Origin of the sequence: Enterococcus sp. DIV0358, assembly GCF_051713465.1 — a bacterium.
GTDB classification, from domain to species: Bacteria; Bacillota; Bacilli; order Lactobacillales; family Enterococcaceae; genus Enterococcus; species Enterococcus faecalis.
The window spans coordinates 1,632,638-1,650,393 of record NZ_JBIOPX010000001.1; the positions used below are offsets into that span (position 1 = coordinate 1,632,638).

The following is a 17,756-nucleotide window of genomic DNA, read 5'->3' on the forward strand; positions in this document are numbered from 1 at the left end:
CCGATTTTGCCGCTTGCTCGCTACTCCCGTTTGCTATAACACTCCGCAGGCGTTAATTCGGATACAACGAATCCTACCTATCTACGTTTCTGTTTCAGTAGAAGCTCGTAGATTACGCACTATAACTTGCTAAATTCAGACTTGCATTATAATCTCTATCCGCTGTATATCCGCATTCTTCGCAGTGATAGGTACGGTCAGACAGTTTTAAGTCTACTTTTTTGTTCCCACATTCGTGACACAATTTAGAACTTGGATAGAACTTATCAGCTTCCACTAATTCAATACCATAATCTTCACACTTGTACTGGAGTTGTCTTTTGAACTCGTAGAATTTTTGTTGTGCAACTGATTTTGCTAAGTGCTTATTTTTCATCATGCCTTTTACATTCAAGGTTTCTACAACGATTTTCGATGGCTTGGTTTTCACTATCTCCGTTGTTGTTTGATGTAAATGGTTCTGACGAATATTCGCTAGTTTTCGATGTGTATGTCGAATTCCTCTTTCTAATTTATAGATGTTACAAGTTTTGGCGAATCGGTTTCCCTCCTTATTCATATCGTATTTTCGTGAGACTTTACGCTGTAACCGACGTAATCGTTTCTCAATCTTCTTTACTTTTCCTGTTTTATTAATATTCTTGTAGACTCTGCCATTAGAAACAATCGCTAAATCTTTGATACCTAGGTCAATTCCAATAATTTCACCTGTTAAGCTCTGCGCTGGTTGTACTTCATCAATGCCAACTGATACATACCAATACTTTCCATCAAAGCTAATTCGTGGATTAAAATACTTCGTATTCACCGGCAACTTTTCACTTGTCTTTACCCAACCAATTTTTTCAAGTAAGACCGATTTATGTTTTACTTTCAGTTTGATATTGTCATTATAAAAAGCTGGTTTCGACTTCTTTCTTGCCTTGAATCGTGGCTTTTCAGCCTTTAAACGACTTTTACCTGTCATACCATCAAACCACTTTTTATAGGCGTTACAAGCATCTTTTACGGCTTGTTTAGCAATATTATTGGATACATTGTTTAACCAAGCATACTTAGGACATTGCTTCATTTTTGTGATGTGCTTTCGTAAATCGTTGTTACTGATGAACTTTCCGCCAAACCGATGGTTCATTTCTTGCATTTTTAACGTCCAATTGAAAATCCATCGTGCAGTACCAGACGATTGCCATAGTTGCTTTTCTTATTCTTCAGTCGGGCGCAACCTTACTTTTTTCGCTCGTATCATCTTCCATCAACTCCTTAATCATCTTCTTAGCTTTATTCGCTCGTTTTCCTTGTAATCGGCAACTAAAAACTGTGACAATCTGGATTAAGTCCTCGACTAGTTCCTGTTCCTCAATCTTTTCTGTATTGTCAATGATTTCTATTTCTGTACCATATTTATTACAAAGATTTTCAATAAGTTCATAACCAAATCGGATTAAACGGTCTTTGTGCAGAATCACTACCTTGTTTATTTCGCCATTAGTAATTCTATTGATTAATTGATTTAATCCTTTTTTATTGTAGTTGATTCCACTACCAACATCTTGAATAATGTCAAATTGATACCCTCGTGCAATCATGTAAGTCTTAACGTTCTCAATTTGACGTTCTAAATCGTCTTTTTGCTTATTTGAACTTACTCTACAATAACCTATAGTTATCCGATTTGGTTTCTTTCTTCCAGTGATTCCTAAGAATTGATTTCGTTGTTCTTCAGAATAATAACGAGTGCCACCTTTCGAAACATGAGCAGGTTTCAATTCCCTTTTTTATCCCAATTTCTCAATGTTTGTGACGTTACACCTATTTGTTTTCCAAATTCCCCTATCGAATACATAGTCATCATCTTCACCTCAACATGATTATCCCATATATCGATATTCATAATAATATATTTATAGATATTTATACATTATCATTAACTGTTGTCACCCTCCTTTTTTAAATCTTGTATCTTCCATTATTCCTTTAAATAGTACTAAAGTCAATCTTTTTATAGAAAATTCTGAATATTCTACACAAAAAAAAGAGAGCATGAATTCTCTCTTTTTTGTTTCTTTAAACTTTTACAATCCAGCCTTCTGGCGCTTCTTTGTCACCAAACTGTATGCCAACCAGTTCATCATATAGTTGCTTAGTCACTGGTCCAACTTCCGTTTCACTATAAAATACATGGAAATCTGTGCCGTTTTGAATCCCACCAATAGGAGAAATAATCGCCGCTGTGCCACAAGCACCCGCTTCGGAGAAGTCCGCTAATCGATCAATGTAAACGTCTCCTTCAAGCGCCGTCATCCCTAAACGTTCTTTTGCTAGCATCAATAATGAATATTTAGTAATACTTGGTAAAATAGACGCTGATTTCGGCGTAATAAAAGTACCATCTTTGGTTATGCCAAAGAAATTAGCTGCGCCAACTTCTTCAATTTTCGTATGCGTATACGGATCTAAATAAATGCAATCACTAAATTCTTTCTCATGTGCTTCTGCACCTGGTAAAAGACTAGCTGCATAATTGCCCCCCACTTTAGCGGCCCCAGTTCCTCGGCCCGCCGCTCGATCATATTCAGAAACGATAAAGTTGGTTGGTGCTAAACCATTTTTAAAATACGAACCAACTGGCACACAAAAAATAGAAAAAATGTATTCTTTGGCAGGTGCTACACCAATATTATCGCCGACACCAATCATATAAGGGCGAAGATACAACGTACCGCCCGTTCCATACGGCGGTAAATAAGCAAGGTTGGCTTTCACCACTTCTTGGCATGCAGAAACAAAGGTTTCTACTGGTACTTGTGGCATCAGTAGACGCGCACAACTTTTTTGTAACCGTTTGGCATTTTCATCTGGACGAAACAAATTGACAGAACCATCTGCACATTGATACGCTTTTAATCCTTCAAAACATTGTTGGCCATAATGTAGAGCAGGCGAACCTTCACTAATCGTTAACTGATTGTTATCTGTTAGCGTGCCTTCTTCCCACTTGCCATCTCGCCAATAACTAATATAACGAAAGGGCGTTTTAATGTAAGAAAATCCTAAATTATTCCAATCAAGATTGGCTTTTTCCATTGTCGTAGCACCTCAATTATTTTGATTTTTTATCTTAATTAGTGTAATTGTACCCACCAAAAACTAGAAAAGCAAGCCTTATTCTCATTCTTAACTTTTGTTATTTTTTCTTACTTGTCCATTTCTCCCTCACCAAAAAACCTTGATAGCCGTTTCTTGAATTGCAACGGAATATCAAGGTTTCGAAAAATTATTCAGTATACTCTTTGGTTTCTTGTAACGTACCATCTTGCTTATAGATTTTCAGCTTTGTTTGCTTATTCCGAGCAATTTCTTGAGCTCGTTCAATCGCCTCTTGTTTGTGGGTAAATGTATTACTTGCTTTTTCAGCGCTGTCTGAAATCACCAACCATTGGTCGTCTTTATATTTAACGTTGACAGCCGCCGTTAATAATTTCCCCGCATGTTTATCCTGTTTATGCGAATCTTGTTTCGTAGGATTTGCTTCTTGTTCGAAGGCCTTTTTGTCTGCTGCACTTGCCTCTTGATACCATTTCTCCGCTTGACTAATCGCAATTGGAATGGCGCGATCATCAGGGTAGCCATCCGCAAGCAACGCATTGCCAATATCTATCGCTTTTTTCCGAATCAAAGGTGCTAAATTTTTCATTGATGTAGGATAATCATTCATATTCCAAGGCATCAAAATCTCCTCCTAAAATTCTGTCTATTAATAGCTTACTACAGAAAAGGAACATTTGAAAAAGAAATGATTACTTTGAATATTTCCTGAACCTTCTTGAGAGAATAAGCCTAATTTCCCATTAGCCAAACTTCTCAATCTTTGAGTGTATGATTACTCATTTCCCTTTGAATCAGTTATGATAAAGGAAGAAATAAATAAATTTTTTGGAGGGATTTTCATGAAAATGTCTAAAGTACTCACCACTGTTTTGACGGCAACTGCTGCTCTTGTGCTGCTTAGTGCTTGTTCATCTGATAAAAAAACAGATAGTAGTTCTAGTAGCAAAGAAACAGCTAATTCAAGTACAGAAGTAGTCTCTGGTGCTTCAATTAGTGCCAAGCCTGAAGAGCTCGAAATGGCGTTAAGTGATAAAGGAAATTGGATTGTCGCAGCTACTGACAATGTCACTTTTGATAACGAGGTAACAGTTGCTGGTACTTTCCATGATAAGGGGAAAGATTCCAACGATGTCTATCGTAAATTAGCGCTTTATTCTCAAGATGATAATAAAAAAGTAACTGCTGAATATGAAATCACGGTTCCTAAGCTAATCGTTTCTTCTGAAAATTTCAACATCGTTCACGGGACTGTCAAAGGTGATATTGAGGTGAAAGCAAATGGCTTTACTTTAAATGGTACCAAAGTTAATGGCAATATTACTTTTGATAAACAAGAATACAAAGATTCTGCTGACTTAGAAAAAGATGGTGCCACTGTTACTGGTGAAGTCACCGTAGCCAATAATTAAGTTATTACCAGACAATTTTAACTAGTAAAAAACCAATGACAAATGTTCAATCAAATTTGTCATTGGTTTTAGTTTGTAAACACAGTGCCAGCATTGGTAGATAATTACAAAATGAACTCACTCTTTGCCATAAGCCTAAATAATTAAATGGTTTTACCTGTTGCAACTGTGGAATCCTTGCTAAGCCATATAAGCCGGCTGCAAGCATACATAAAATAAACAAAAAGCCAAAAAGGTTTTTATTTTTTTGCGAACCGTATTTACTGTAGATAATGGTTAAGACGCCTGATAACAACAAAAAGCCTGTATAACCGACTGCTGATCCTCCGTTATGAAGCGCGGCAGCAACTGTGCCAGCGGTTGAAGTGTCTACGCTGAAGAGCCCACTGAAAATACAATCAAATAAACCATAAGCGCCAATCATTGCCACTACTAACCAAGCACCTTTTTTCGTTTTTCTGGAAAAAATAGCATATATCCTAGGTAAACTTGCTAACATCAACATTCCCGCAATGATAGTTAACCGATTAAAGTTTTCCCTAACTGGACTATTCACATCACCTAATAAGCTAATTACTTCTGTCAATTGATTGTAACCTTGATCTTTGAATCCGACATAATAAGGTGTAAAAAAATCAAGTAAGACCCCTAAAACTAAAAAATAGCCGCCATATTTTTTTAAAAGCTGCATTTATTCACCTCAATTTTGATTTTCTATTTACTTCAAGTATAGCATATCAAAAATTCCAAATAATGAAACTTTCTTTCCCACTAAAAAACTTTTCGTCAACGCGAGACGAAAAGTTTTACTTTAGGATTCAATAGAATCTACAATCTTATCATTTTCTTTTGATTCATTTAGCCACTCCGAGACAATAATTTTAATGATTGCAGCAACAGGAACTGCTAAAAACATCCCTAAGACGCCGAAGTACGCTCCCCCAATCGTAATTGAAACAATAATTAAAATCGGATTGACATTTAGGGCATCTCCCATAATTCGAGGACCAATAATATTGCCGTCAATTTGTTGTAAAATTAATAAAACTAGTAACACCGTAATGGCTTGAGTAACACCACCTGTGAAAAGCGTAATCACACCAGCAACAATTGACGCAAAAATCGAACCAAAATAAGGAATCATATTACAAATACCTAATAAAATCCCCAAAGTCACAGCAAATTTCACATTCAAAATACTTAACAAAATCGTTGATGAAACGCCAATAATACAAGCATCAAGAAATTGGCAACTGATAAATTTATAGAAAATTTTATTCGTTGTATTTAACCAAGTTTGTGTTTGCTTGTACACTTTTTCAGACAGCAATTTGTGGGCGGCCTTTTCAACAAATGTCAAAATAGATTGCTTAAATACCAGCGCATAGATTGAGATAATCAACGTCAAAAATGCATTTAAAAAGAATGAAGAAACATTTTTAGTCAACGTTCCTAATGAAAACAACGCTTGTGTCCATTGATTTAAAAAACGTTCTGGCGACAAATCTTTAAGGACACTATTTAAATATTTTTCAATCGCGGCTGTTTTTAAAATCCCTTTATCTTCTAAACTCATCACAAACTGAACCATGTGATCATAAAAAGTGGGTAAAGAGTTTGCTAAATCTACTAAATTACTAATGAGTAGCGGAACGATATAGTTTAATGTCAAGACAAAAATAAACAAAATAATCAGGTACAAAAGGAGCACGCTCAAGCCGTGTTTCGCTTTTTTTACGACTGGTAAAGGAACTCTTTCTAGTAATCCCTCGATTTTTTTCTGACTTCCACTCAATAAATAAGCAATCACGAACCCAGTAATGAATGGGGATAAGATGCCTAACAAACCCGAAACACTATGGACAAAGTGCTGATAATTCGTGATTAATAAATAGCCAACAATCAACGCCATTACAAATAAAAAGCGGACAACCCAGTAATTCCAATCAACATTGTATTTCTTCAATCACTTCACCTCTAAATAAATTATGCCTATCATTGTAATTGTAAACGATTTGTGGCAAAAGGCAAGTTTGTCCATTCGTTCATGATGAAATACACAAAGAAGCCTGATACTTTTAAAAATGTGTCTGTTTATTCTGCAGTATAAAAATGAGGCACTAGACCTTGCTTCTTTTCATAAAAGAAGTAGAGCGTGGGACAAAAATCACTTTGGATTTTTGCTTCACGCTCAAAAACTGATAAACGGCGGGAACAGAAGCAACACTACGCGTTGCTCCGATCTCAACAACTTCTAAGGTGTTTTCTCGACATGCGTCTCGTCACAGTACAGCCTTCAAAAGAGCTACAGCTCTAAGAGTTGCGATGTTTCACTGTGAAGCATGAACAGATGAAATCATCGTACCTACTTGGTGAAGGTCCTTCGGAACTTACAAGGATAAAACTGTGACGAGCCTTTGGCGAGAAAACAATAAGCCGAAATTGTTGAGAATCACGAAGAACGTAGTGATTCGATGATGAACAATACCTACTTGGTCTCCAAAAATTAAAGAACACCGGGTAGGTATCATGCAACATCAACTCGTTCCTCGTTGTGTTTTATGACAATTTTCGGAAATTCCTTCTTATTGCTGAGAAACACTATTTGCAAAGCAAATAGATGTTAAACAGTACCTACTTGGTTCTCGGAGTTAAACACTTCTGTCCCGACCTCTTCTAGATAGACTAAATTTATTTTTTCGATTCCACTGTGACCGTAAAGTTATCCATAATGAAATCTTTATCGGCACCTGTTGTAAAAATACCAAACGTAGTGTTTCCTGAAGCATCCCCAATTATTTCTGCTTCATAATGCTTGGTTTGACCATCTGCTGCTGTCGAAGTCAACTCACCGACTGGCTTAAAGTCATTGTTATTTTTTAACTCCCCATTAATGGTCCCAGCAGTAAAGACATTTTCACCATCAGTTTGATAATCAAATTGGACCGTATATTTCTTGTTCGGTTCAAATTTAATATTTTGCGGAATTGTTTGAAGCATCAAACCTGCTCCTTGTTTATGGGCTTTCAAGGACCAGTTGCCTTCTAATACATCTGAAACAAGGTTTCCATTCCAACCATATTGTGTGTATGGTTCATTTCTTTCTGATAAATGAATCCGTGGATCTTCTACACCACCAGCTGAGCCTTTAACAAACGGATATAACCCAACTGCTTGTGTGTCTTCAAAATCTTGCTTAATAACTGTTTGTTTGTCTGGGTTCATGATATCAGTTTGACGCTCAACAATTCGTAAATCATCAAATTTTGTAACGGAATTGCCTTTATCAACCGCTAACGTCACCGAGCCTTTTTTGGCATTATCTGGGATTTCAAAATCAATTCGCATATTTTGCATATACTGCGGATTTTTCCTGCTTGTATGGTTAATATCTGCCTGAATGTAGTTTTGGGCAACCGAATTATTCACTGTCCGCGTGTATTTCTTACCACCAATTTTAACAGTTACTGTGGCTTTACGATCATGTGTTTCTGTGTTTAGATACAAACTATATTTTCCTGGTTTAGGAAGATTGATGTCTTGTTTGATTTCGGTTCTTTCTTTTTCTGAACTAAAGACATAATCACCGTTGGCATCTTTTTTAACCTCTCCATCACCTCGGAAAACTTTCCAGTTATTTTTCAAGGTATTGGCTTCATTAAATCCAGGATCTTTAAATGGTGTTCCTGTTCCGAATGTCATCGGTTCAATACTGTCAGGTTCAGCAATGACATACGGTGTATTAGCCTCGGCTTGGATGGTCACTTGGTTATTTGTAGTGGCAACTGCGCCTTTGTCAATACGCCCTTGGTCTGTTAATTCATATAAATGTAAATTCGTTTTTCCTTGCATTTTCTTATCCAATGACCAAGTGCTGGTACCGCCTTTTGGATTCCAGTGATATAGTTTGTCTTGACCATTGACATTCCAAGGCAGTAGATACGCATCACCTTTTAGAACTTCTGTCTCATTTAACGTAATGCTTCTTGGCGAATTAGCATCTGCTTGAGTAACGGTCACTTTTTCAGCACCGTTCGCTAATTTAATCGTGCCATAGATTTGACCATCTTCTGCTGTTGTAGTTTCCCAGTTTGTAATTTGGTAATGCTGTAAGAACTTAGTTGGGACATTAATGGCAAAAGTTTTTTGGCGATAGGTATTAAAATTGGTTTTACCCACCCAACCTTCATAGGCTTCAAATTCAGCTCCACCTAACAAAGGGTTGTCGGAAATAATCCAAGTGTCTTTTTGATGATTCCGAATAAAACGAACGATTGTACTGTTAAAGCCTTTCGTTGTTGTACCGCCGTAATCTTTTTCTGCAGACCAATGGTTCCAAACCGAGTCATACTCTAAAGCATTCGGAAATTCATTGGTTGTAAACCAACCGAGTGAATTAATTTCTTTACTTAGTTGACGACTTGCCCAACCTGATTCGCCTTGGTTGCCCCAAACATCAACATAAATATAATCTAGATTCGGTGCTTTTTGTTTTAATTCTTTAAAGCGCTCATAGCGACGACCACTCAATGCATCGGGTCTTTGTTTAATAAAATAAGACGGATCTAACCAATCCCAGCCACGCTTCGTTGGATCAACTAATTCCTCATTAAATCCTTTTGCTTCTGGGTAAGACTCGGTGTCATTAATATGCACACCGAAAACGGCATTTAATTTATGTCCTTCATCAATTAATTGATTCAACGCTTGTTCCCCACCAGGTCGCTGACCAATAGCACCGTAATCTGGATGCGCAGAATCATGTCCTTCATTTTGATACCCTTTTAGTAAATTCATTTGTCCTAATCCATCTGTTAAATTGTAAATGCGTTTTGATTCGTCTAACGTCACTAAGAATGGGTTTGTCGCCTGACTAGCAAAGTTAAAAGGAATCCGTTGGTTGACTAATTCAGGAACTTTTTCCGCGCCCATTGGGTTATTCATAATTGAACGGAACCCAATTGCCGCATCTTGCCAATCCACCCGCTTGTCGTCATTGCTATCTTTTGAGAATTTAACTTTCACTTCTGGCGTTTCCCCAGTTGTATAATCTTCCGGTGCATCAAATGGTCGATAGGTCCATGCCCCACTTGACAAGGTTATTACAAAACCAGTCGCCGCTTCTTTTGTTTGTTTATGGATTCGATTGTTGTCACTACCATCGACAGAGCCGTCTCCATAGGCGTTCGTCCAAAAACTTGCAGCATAATTTGCTGTATTTAAGAAACCGTACATATATTTTTTCGTTTCTTCTTGACTAGTTGTAGTTAAATCTTGGATAGTATCACCATTTTTATTTCCGTTATTTGCATTTGTCCCCGTATTCATCACAACGCCAGCAAAAGTCGCCCCTTCATCTATACTATTGACAGAAATCAAGCCTTGATTTGGAATTGAAATTGTGTGTATTTTGGTTCCTTCTTCACGAATATCTGAGAGTTTCATAGCTAATTCTTGGCCTTCTGAAACAGTCAATGTCGTTGTGAAACGCAGACCAATTTCTGGGACAGCTACGTTATAAACGGCTTGATTTGCTTCACTCTTCTGTTTTTCAGCAGTTGCTTTATATGCTTTGCCATCAATCATTACTTGGTCAATTTTCTCGTGTTGGCCATTAAAAATCACTTGATTACTCTGAGGGTCTTCGTAGCGAATAATTCGTGGAAATTGTGGATCAACCACGGCTGTTAAATCTGCAGAAGAGATTTTGTCGCCTTTTTCAGCTTCATTGTCTTTAGCAACAACAACGCTGGCTTTTGCTTTGATATTTGTATTTTCCAAAGTACCGTCGACTTCAAAAGTTCCTGGTTCTTTGTATGCATCAGGATCGATTTCATCCCAACGGACTGCTTCATTGGCTTCTTTACCAGTATTATAGGTCACTTTTACTTGTTTCGGTAATTTTGGTGCAACACCAATTTTTGTAAAAACTTTGACTGGCGCAATTTGTGTCACTTCTGGCACAATTTCTGGAATGCTATCTACGGGGCCATTTTTAAAATAGTCATAATTGACAATTTTTTTGTCGTACCACAAACGGACACCCACATGTCCGGCTTCTGTTGGAATTTTGTCTCCATTGGCCAAAACAGGTTCTCCTTCGTAAATCAACGTGGTGTTAAGCCAGATAGTAATTTTTTCACCAACATAACGTACTTTCAACAAATAATTCGTATCTTCATTTAACGTTGGCCCAGAAATCGAATCATTCCACGAATTAGGGCTTTCAACTAACCATTTGCCATTCGCGTTATAGCCTACAAAAACCCAGCTATCTTTGGTATTACCACGTATAATCACACCCGTTCGACCGCTTCCAGCAGTGTATTTAAACTTTGTTTCTACTTCACCATCAGCTAATTTAGGGGAATCTAAATTTAAAGATACGGCATTATTACCTGCTGCTGCATCTCGTGAAATCGCCAATGACTCTCCTGCTAATTCTCGATTTGTTTTACCAATCACATCTTGCCACTCACCAATTTTCCCTCCTGGAAAATCAGATTGCCACAATTTTTCTTCGGTTGCGGCAGGTTCCACCATTGATGAGCTTGTTTCAGTGCTGCTGTTTGTTGTTTCTTCTGCAGACGTACTTAATGGTACTAAAATCGTTGCGCTTGCCAATAGTGTCAATGTACTAAATCGTTTTATTTTTCCATGTTTCATCTGATAAATCAGCCCCCTAACATTTTTTGAACACGCTTTCATTATTAGCAATTAAAGGGGCGTTCCAAAAATAAATTCTTTTATTTTTGGAACGTCCATCTCTAAATCATTCTCTTAAAAACTTTGATTACTTACGACAACAAGTCAGAATTATTCATCCTCGTCATCTACTGCAACATTTAGCAGCAATTCGTTGACTTTCACAATACTTTCTGCTGATTCCTTAACATAGTCACCTTCAATCGCTAATAAACTTGCATTTACATAGCTGATAACCATCGGTAAATTCATCCCAGTATATAAGTCAAACGAAGCACCTTGCATAATTTTTTTAGATAAAATATTACAAGGTGTCCCCCCTAATAGATCAGCAAAGACAACAAAATCTTCTAACGATTCCGTAATCGCTTCAAATTTTTCTAAAAAGTCAGCTTCACCTTCTTCTGGTAATAAAGCAACAGTGGAAATTGTTTCTTGCGGTCCCATAATCATCTCCGCACTTTTTTTCAATTCCTCGCAAAAACGGCCATGACTTACTAAAACTAAATGTTCACTCATCGATTTTCTCCTGTCTTACTTATTTTGAAATAACACCTAACGCAGACAATGCGACACAGACAATTAATACGATAAAAATGGCTTTAGTAGACGTCATATTCTTTTTACCTAGCATCCAATAAACGCCACCGACAATTCCTGCAGGAAGTAGACGTGGTAAAATCATATCCAAGTTATTTTGCATGTTAAGTGTTACATCCCCAATACTTGGTGCCCATGATAGTTTCACATTAACCATCGTTGCCACTAAAGCGCCAACCATGAAGACCCCTAGTAAAGTTGCAGCGTCTGTTAAGGCAGTTAAGCGGTGTTGCATAGTTGTCACCAAAGAAATTCCTTCGCGATACGCAAATTCCAATTGTTTCCAACGGAAGACCATCACGGCAATTTGAGCAACAATCCAGATAAAGATACCAGTTGGGTTGCCATTAATCGCCATGTTGGCAGCTAGCGCCCCAAAAATAGTTGGAATTAAAGCTGCGAAAATTGAATCCCCAATTGCTGCAAACGGTCCCATTAAACCAGTTTTCAAACCTGAAACTGTTTGTTTTCCAGCAATGCCTTCTTTTTCTTCAATGGCCAAATCGATCCCTGTAATAATCGTATTAAAGAAGTTTGAAGTATTGAAAAATTGCGTGTGTGTTTTCATTACTTCTTTTAATTCAGGCGTATCATCCCCATAAATTTTACGCAATTGTGGCAAAATCGTATACAAGTAACCTGATCCTTGCATTCTTTCGTAGTTCCAACCTAATTGGAAAGTAAACAAGCTTCTGCGATTAATTTGTTTAAAATCTTCTTTCGTCAATTTATAATTAGATTTCGTCATCTTCAATCTCTCCTTCGTCTGAATCATTCGCTGCATGTTCTTTTTTGGCTGCTGGCCCACTCGGAATCATTTGGCCATTTTTGTAGCTAATTGCGGCTAAAGCGAAACCAATTAAAGCGACTGCTAACATTGGTAGTGCGTTAAATACACCACTGAAGTCTTTCACAACGCTCGCAACAGATGTTCCTAAAAGTTGCATGTTTGTAAAGATTGTTCCTAGTAAAGCAGTTACAGTGAAACCAAGAATTAAATAAGGGAAATGTTTTTTCACTGGTAAGTAACGTAGTAAAATTGCAAAACCGACCGCTGGTAAGACCGCCCCAGCAACAGACAAGCCATCACCTAACCATTTCAAATCGCCATTTAGGACAGATACAACTTTTTGTACTAAACCACCACCAAAAGCAAGTGCTAAGAAGACTGGAATCATTCGAGAAAGAGACCAAGGTAAGGCACCCATTAAGAAGTTACGTTCAATTCCTTTGTAGTTCATATCTTCGACCATTTTATCAATCCGATGTGCAAAGTAGGTATTCGCAAAACGAGCCAAAATGTCTAATTGAATCATTAAACTAGCAACTGGTACTGCAATAGCAGCGATTGCTTGTTCAGGGTTCATTCCTAAAGACACAGAAAATGCTGTGGCAAGAATCGTGCCTGAGTTAGCATCAATTTTGGAGGCACCCCCGAAAGTCCCAACTCCTAATACAGTTAATTGCATACTTCCACCAATAATAAGTCCTGCTTTAATATCCCCCATCACTAATCCTGCAAAAAGACCTGCAAACACTGGCGCACTTAATGAAGAATAAATTTGTAATTCATCTAAAATTTGGTATCCTGCGTATAATGTTAATAATAAGATCTGCCACCATAAGATATTCATTTTTTGTTCCCTCCTATTTTGTTATCAAACTCATAAAGTCTTCCGCTTTGTCACTTGGCACCATTTGAGCAATCAGATGGACACCTTTAGCATTTAACTCTTTAAAAACCTCAATATCTTGATCGACCACATTGATTGACTTAGTAATCGACCGTGTTTCGTTTGTTTGAGACATGTTCCCAACATTGATTTCTTTAATCGGCACCCCAAGTTCTACTAGTTTTAATAAACGATCTGGTTTCCGTACCACAATTAATAAACGTTGTGAGTCGTATTTTCCTGCTAAAATATTTTGAGCAGCTTTTTCAACTGGTAACACGCTTAGTTTCACGCCAGCTGGTGTTGCTAATTTCAAGCCGCTTTTTTCAATGGCATTCCCTGCAACCTCATCATCAACGACCATAATTCTGGAAATATTCAATTTTGTCGCCCATAAATTTGCCACTTGTCCATGAATCAAACGTCCATCAATTCTTACGCCAATAATACTCATTGTAATCCCTCTTTCATTTCTTTATATAGTGGTTCTTTTACTAACTGAATTTCTGGTTGGTACGTTCCTTCCGTTTCAAAAATGACGATCTCATTTTGCCCTTCTTTTAATAATCCTTTGGGAATATATAAGGAAAGCGTCGGACCAACATTCCAGAAACGACCAAGATTGGTTTGGTTAACAAAAACAATTCCTTTGCCGAATTTAGAAACATCAATAAATGTATCTTTCACTTCTGCTAACTCCATATGATACTGGTAAAAGCTTGGTTGATCAGGTTGCCATTCTCTTGAATAGTCTACCTGTTCACAGCTTGTCATAGGTAAACAATATTGTTGCCATTGCGTCATAAAATGTAAATCTGCCATGACACCCGTTCGAATCCCTTTTTTCTGAGTATCTGCGAATAGTTTATGCCCGTAATTGACACGACCCATATTTTCCATTAAAACATCGATTTGATTATTCTCTTGCGGCAGTGTAACGTAAATATCTTCGCCAATTTTCGTTTGATATTGCGTTGCTTGATGTGCCTGATTGACAAATAATTGCAGACGATCACGACCGTCAATCACTCTTAGCTTTTCTTCTGCAGCATCTTTTTCAATGCTTGTTCGGTAAAGAAGATAACCTGTATTTTGTCCTAATTGTTCCATGGTTTGCGGATAAACACTGATTACTGGCTGACTAATCGTTTCTAAAGTCGCAAACAAACTCACTTTGTTGGTTAAAGGAATTGCTGTTTGCGCAAAAGAATCTTTTACTAATGGTTCAGCTTGTGGTAACGCAGGGTACTCTTCGTGAAGCATTTTTTGTAACGCAAAATACTTTTCGGTTGGGTTCCCTTGTTCATCAAGTGGCGCATCATAATCATAGGAAGTGATTTGTGGTAAATCAATGGTTCCTCGTGCGGAGCAGCCATTCATAAACCCAAAATTGGTGCCGCCATGAAACATATATAAGTTGATACTGCCTAATGCTAATGCTTCTCTAACTGATTCAGCCAATTCTTGCGGATCTCGTTTAATAATTGGCTCTTTCCAACGATTAAACCAGCCATCCCAAAATTCCATACACATTAGCGGCCATTTTTTACCATGTTCTTCAAAAAAGGCTTGCATCATACCGAAATTTTCTTTGGCTTTTGAGCCAAAATTCCCAGTTACTAAAATATCATCTTCAATCATGCTGCCTGCCCGCAATGTTGCGCGCCATGGCCCGTCAGAAGTAAAAAATGGTGCTGTCACGCCACGTGCAATCATCAAATCGCGAATCGCCCGTAAATACGCTTTTTCTTCGCCAAATGAACCATATTCGTTTTCGATTTGAATCATTAAAATATTGCCACCGTTAGCAAGTTGATGCGGAACAATTTTTTCCATTAAAACATCATAATATTCCGCAACATGCTTCAGATAGGTTGGATTATTCGAACGCATCCGTCCTGGTTCATTTAATAGCCATGCTGGAAAACCGCCAAACTCCCATTCTGCACAAATATAAGGAGACGGCCGCACAATCGCATATAGTCCAAGTTCTTGTGCTAATTTTAAAAAGCGCTCCAAATCTAATATTCCCTCAAAATGAAATGTTCCTTTTTGCGGTTCATGTAAATTCCATGGTACATATGTCTCAACTGTATTGAAGCCTAAAGCTTTCAAGTTATAAAGTGAATGATGCCAATCTGAGGGATCTACACGAAAATAATGAATGGCGCCTGATAAAATTTTAAATGGTTGATCATTTAAAAGAAACTCCTCTTTAATTTCAAATCTGTCCACATTGCCACCCTTTCTAGTAAACGCTTTCAATTCCTGGATAATTGCTAAATAAAGAAAGCTCTTTATTTAGCAATTTCGACTACTTGGATGTTCATAAGATGTTTGTTCACGTTCTCTACGTCTACATGCCCAGTCATTCTTTCTTGGGCATTAGCCATTCCAGCCGCCATGCCCCATTTTAGCAGTTCGGCAGCTGGGGCATCCTTGGCTAATCCATATGCAAGACCAGCAATGGTTGCATCTCCTGAACCAACAGGATTTTTAGCTTGAATCGTTGGAATTTTTACACGATAGAACTGATCGTGATGTTTGGCAATTGCACCATCTTTTCCTAAAGATACGACAATCCATTCAATTCCAGCAAACATTGGTTTTGTTAAAGCTGTTTGTACAGCTGCTAATGGATTTTCTGAAAAATCTTGCTCTAGCAATCCTTCTAGTTCCTCTAAATTAGGTTTAATTAAATACGGTTTCCATGGTCCTTGAAGAACTTGCCTTAAACTATCACCAGAAGTATCTAGTAGCACTTTAACCTCTTGTGCGTGAGCTTTTTGAACTAATTCTTGATAAAAATTTGATGGTAATCCTTTCGCTAAACTTCCAGAAATTGTCACAATTTCTGCTTGCTTAATTAATTGATCGAAATTTTCAAGGAAGTTACTGATTTCTTCTGGTAAAACAGTCGGTCCAGCTTCTAAAATTTCAGTTTGATTCCCTTCGTGCAAAATCGCAATCGAATCACGCGTTTCTTCTTTGATTGACGTAAATGCTTGGGGGATGTTTGCTTTCTTTAACTCGTTTGCAATAAACGCCCCATGAAAACCACCAAGAACGCCGGTAGCGATAACATCTCCACCTAAATCATGAATGACACGAGTGACATTTAATCCTTTGCCACCAGGGGTTTTGGTCACCTGACTGGTCCGATTAACGGTATCAAGCTTTAGATGATCTAATAGGTAGGAGATATCAATTGACGGATTCATTGTTACTGTTACTATCACAGCTATGCCTCCCAATTACCCTTCGTTTACTTGAACTTTTGCATGCCAAGAGCTGGCGGTTGCCGCGATGACTTCATTTAAACTTTCAATGTTTTCTCGGCCTTCTGTTTTTAACCAATCACAAGCCGCAGTTTCTCCTGCTTCAACGAAAGGTTTCACGCCATTTTTCCACGTAGCACGGCCACATAAAACACCATTAAATGTTGAACCAGCTTCTTTAGCGAAACGTAGTGTTTCTTGGAATAGCTCTGTTGAGACACCGGCACTTAAAAAGATAAATGGTAAATCAGTGGCTTGACTTTGTTCTAAGAAATAATTCGCCGCTTCCTCTTTTGTATACGCTGTTTCAGCTGGCGCAAAACCTTCTACAAAATTCATATTAACTGGAACTTCCACTTTCAATACATCTACTTTATATTGGGGTTTAGAAAATTCTTTCATCATTTCATTCACTTTATGCGGTTTAACTTTTGCATATTCTAAAGAAGTCGCATCTGCTATTTGTGCATCGTAAGAAACTAATTCTAAGTAAAATGGTAGGTCTTCTTCTGCACATTCACTCCCTAAGCGTTCAATAAATACATGTTTTTGATGATTGATTTCTGGATCCTCATCCACATCATAGTAGAGTAAAAATTTAATCGCATCTGCGCCTTCTTCTTTCAAGCGTAAAACAGACCAATCTGCTAGTAAATCAGGCAATCGTCCCGGAGTTGTTGCATCATAGCCCGTTTTTTCATAAGCGAGTAACAATCCAGCCTCGGTATCGCGTGCTTTTGCAGCAGGCAATCCATATTCTGGATCCAATAAAATGGCGGACGCATAAGGTGTCAATTCTTTCGAGACTAATTCTTTAAACGTTTCAATTTGTGCATCAGTTGGCTCTACATCTAGCGCTTTGATCATTTTTTTCAAGGCACCTCGTTGATCAATGGCTAATGCGCTAATGATTCCTTCTTGGGTTGACAAACGATCCATTGCCGCTTTTTTTCCAGCTGTTAACGTAAGCATAGTTCCTC

13 protein-coding genes and 2 pseudogenes are annotated in these 17,756 nt (G+C 37.7%); 1 reads left to right on the forward strand and 14 read right to left on the reverse strand.

Annotated features, from left to right (window positions below):
• Positions 1-112 precede the first annotated feature (112 nt).
• From IGK70_RS08045 to IGK70_RS08060, 4 genes and pseudogenes are all read right to left on the reverse strand, one after another.
• Positions 113-1,189: pseudogene (locus IGK70_RS08045) on the reverse strand (RNA-guided endonuclease InsQ/TnpB family protein); the annotation flags it as partial.
• A gap of 22 nt (positions 1,190-1,211) precedes the next feature.
• A pseudogene (locus tag IGK70_RS08050) lies at positions 1,212-1,852 on the reverse strand (IS607 family transposase).
• 215 nt (positions 1,853-2,067) lie between these two features.
• Positions 2,068-3,087: a branched-chain amino acid aminotransferase gene (locus IGK70_RS08055; protein WP_002408876.1), complete on the reverse strand. Its 1,020-nt coding sequence runs from the start codon at positions 3,085-3,087 to the stop codon at positions 2,068-2,070.
• Between the two features lie 190 nt (positions 3,088-3,277).
• Positions 3,278-3,730: a DUF2188 domain-containing protein gene (locus IGK70_RS08060; RefSeq protein ID WP_002361962.1), complete on the reverse strand. Its 453-nt coding sequence runs from the start codon at positions 3,728-3,730 to the stop codon at positions 3,278-3,280.
• Positions 3,731-3,908: 178 nt separating this feature from the next.
• Between IGK70_RS08060 and IGK70_RS08065 the strand changes: the two genes are divergently transcribed.
• On the forward strand, positions 3,909-4,520 hold the full coding sequence (locus tag IGK70_RS08065; RefSeq protein WP_002381806.1) for a hypothetical protein: 612 nt from the start codon (positions 3,909-3,911) through the stop codon (positions 4,518-4,520).
• A 46-nt stretch (positions 4,521-4,566) separates the two neighbouring features.
• Here the strand turns inward: IGK70_RS08065 and IGK70_RS08070 are convergent, their stop codons facing one another.
• The 10 genes from IGK70_RS08070 to lacD all read right to left on the reverse strand — a co-directional run bounded on the left by IGK70_RS08070 (position 4,567) and on the right by lacD (position 17,748).
• A complete protein-coding gene (locus tag IGK70_RS08070; protein ID WP_002364092.1) occupies positions 4,567-5,211 on the reverse strand; it encodes a DUF998 domain-containing protein in 645 nt (214 codons plus the stop codon).
• A gap of 120 nt (positions 5,212-5,331) precedes the next feature.
• On the reverse strand, positions 5,332-6,486 hold the full coding sequence (locus tag IGK70_RS08075; protein ID WP_002386882.1) for an AI-2E family transporter: 1,155 nt from the start codon (positions 6,484-6,486) through the stop codon (positions 5,332-5,334).
• 725 nt (positions 6,487-7,211) lie between these two features.
• Positions 7,212-11,186: an endo-alpha-N-acetylgalactosaminidase family protein gene (locus IGK70_RS08080; RefSeq protein ID WP_438775211.1), complete on the reverse strand. Its 3,975-nt coding sequence runs from the start codon at positions 11,184-11,186 to the stop codon at positions 7,212-7,214.
• Between the two features lie 150 nt (positions 11,187-11,336).
• The gene (locus tag IGK70_RS08085; RefSeq protein WP_002361967.1) at positions 11,337-11,744 is read right to left on the reverse strand and encodes a PTS sugar transporter subunit IIA; all 408 of its coding nucleotides are present in this window, start codon (positions 11,742-11,744) and stop codon (positions 11,337-11,339) included.
• Between the two features lie 19 nt (positions 11,745-11,763).
• Complete coding sequence (locus IGK70_RS08090; RefSeq protein WP_002357254.1) at positions 11,764-12,573, reverse strand: PTS system mannose/fructose/sorbose family transporter subunit IID; 810 nt, start codon at positions 12,571-12,573, stop codon at positions 11,764-11,766.
• On the reverse strand, positions 12,560-13,459 hold the full coding sequence (locus IGK70_RS08095; protein ID WP_002357253.1) for a PTS mannose/fructose/sorbose/N-acetylgalactosamine transporter subunit IIC: 900 nt from the start codon (positions 13,457-13,459) through the stop codon (positions 12,560-12,562). The genes IGK70_RS08090 and IGK70_RS08095 overlap by 14 nt, the downstream gene beginning before the upstream one ends.
• 13 nt (positions 13,460-13,472) lie before the next feature.
• Entirely contained in the window at positions 13,473-13,952 is a 480-nt protein-coding gene (locus IGK70_RS08100) for a PTS system mannose/fructose/N-acetylgalactosamine-transporter subunit IIB (protein ID WP_002361968.1), read from the reverse strand.
• Positions 13,949-15,763, reverse strand: a complete 1,815-nt coding sequence (locus tag IGK70_RS08105; RefSeq protein WP_025191144.1) for a glycoside hydrolase family 35 protein — start codon at positions 15,761-15,763, stop codon at positions 13,949-13,951. Before IGK70_RS08105 ends, IGK70_RS08100 begins: the two co-directional genes overlap by 4 nt.
• A 32-nt stretch (positions 15,764-15,795) precedes the next feature.
• Positions 15,796-16,737: a hexose kinase gene (locus IGK70_RS08110; RefSeq protein WP_010827495.1), complete on the reverse strand. Its 942-nt coding sequence runs from the start codon at positions 16,735-16,737 to the stop codon at positions 15,796-15,798.
• Between the two features lie 15 nt (positions 16,738-16,752).
• Positions 16,753-17,748 (reverse strand): tagatose-bisphosphate aldolase, encoded by a 996-nt coding sequence (gene lacD / locus IGK70_RS08115; protein WP_002357245.1) that lies wholly within the window; start codon positions 17,746-17,748, stop codon positions 16,753-16,755.
• Positions 17,749-17,756 lie beyond the last annotated feature (8 nt).

Coding starts and splice junctions, on each gene's coding strand:
- IGK70_RS08080 (WP_438775211.1), bottom strand. CDS start 11,186: ATGAAACATGGAAAAATAAAACGATTTAGTACATTGACACTATTGGCA.
- IGK70_RS08070 (WP_002364092.1), bottom strand. CDS start 5,211: ATGCAGCTTTTAAAAAAATATGGCGGCTATTTTTTAGTTTTAGGGGTC.
- IGK70_RS08065 (WP_002381806.1), top strand. CDS start 3,909: ATGATAAAGGAAGAAATAAATAAATTTTTTGGAGGGATTTTCATGAAA.
- IGK70_RS08095 (WP_002357253.1), bottom strand. CDS start 13,459: ATGAATATCTTATGGTGGCAGATCTTATTATTAACATTATACGCAGGA.
- IGK70_RS08090 (WP_002357254.1), bottom strand. CDS start 12,573: ATGACGAAATCTAATTATAAATTGACGAAAGAAGATTTTAAACAAATT.
- lacD (WP_002357245.1), bottom strand. CDS start 17,748: ATGCTTACGTTAACAGCTGGAAAAAAAGCGGCAATGGATCGTTTGTCA.
- IGK70_RS08100 (WP_002361968.1), bottom strand. CDS start 13,952: ATGAGTATTATTGGCGTAAGAATTGATGGACGTTTGATTCATGGACAA.
- IGK70_RS08055 (WP_002408876.1), bottom strand. CDS start 3,087: ATGGAAAAAGCCAATCTTGATTGGAATAATTTAGGATTTTCTTACATT.
- IGK70_RS08060 (WP_002361962.1), bottom strand. CDS start 3,730: ATGCCTTGGAATATGAATGATTATCCTACATCAATGAAAAATTTAGCA.
- IGK70_RS08085 (WP_002361967.1), bottom strand. CDS start 11,744: ATGAGTGAACATTTAGTTTTAGTAAGTCATGGCCGTTTTTGCGAGGAA.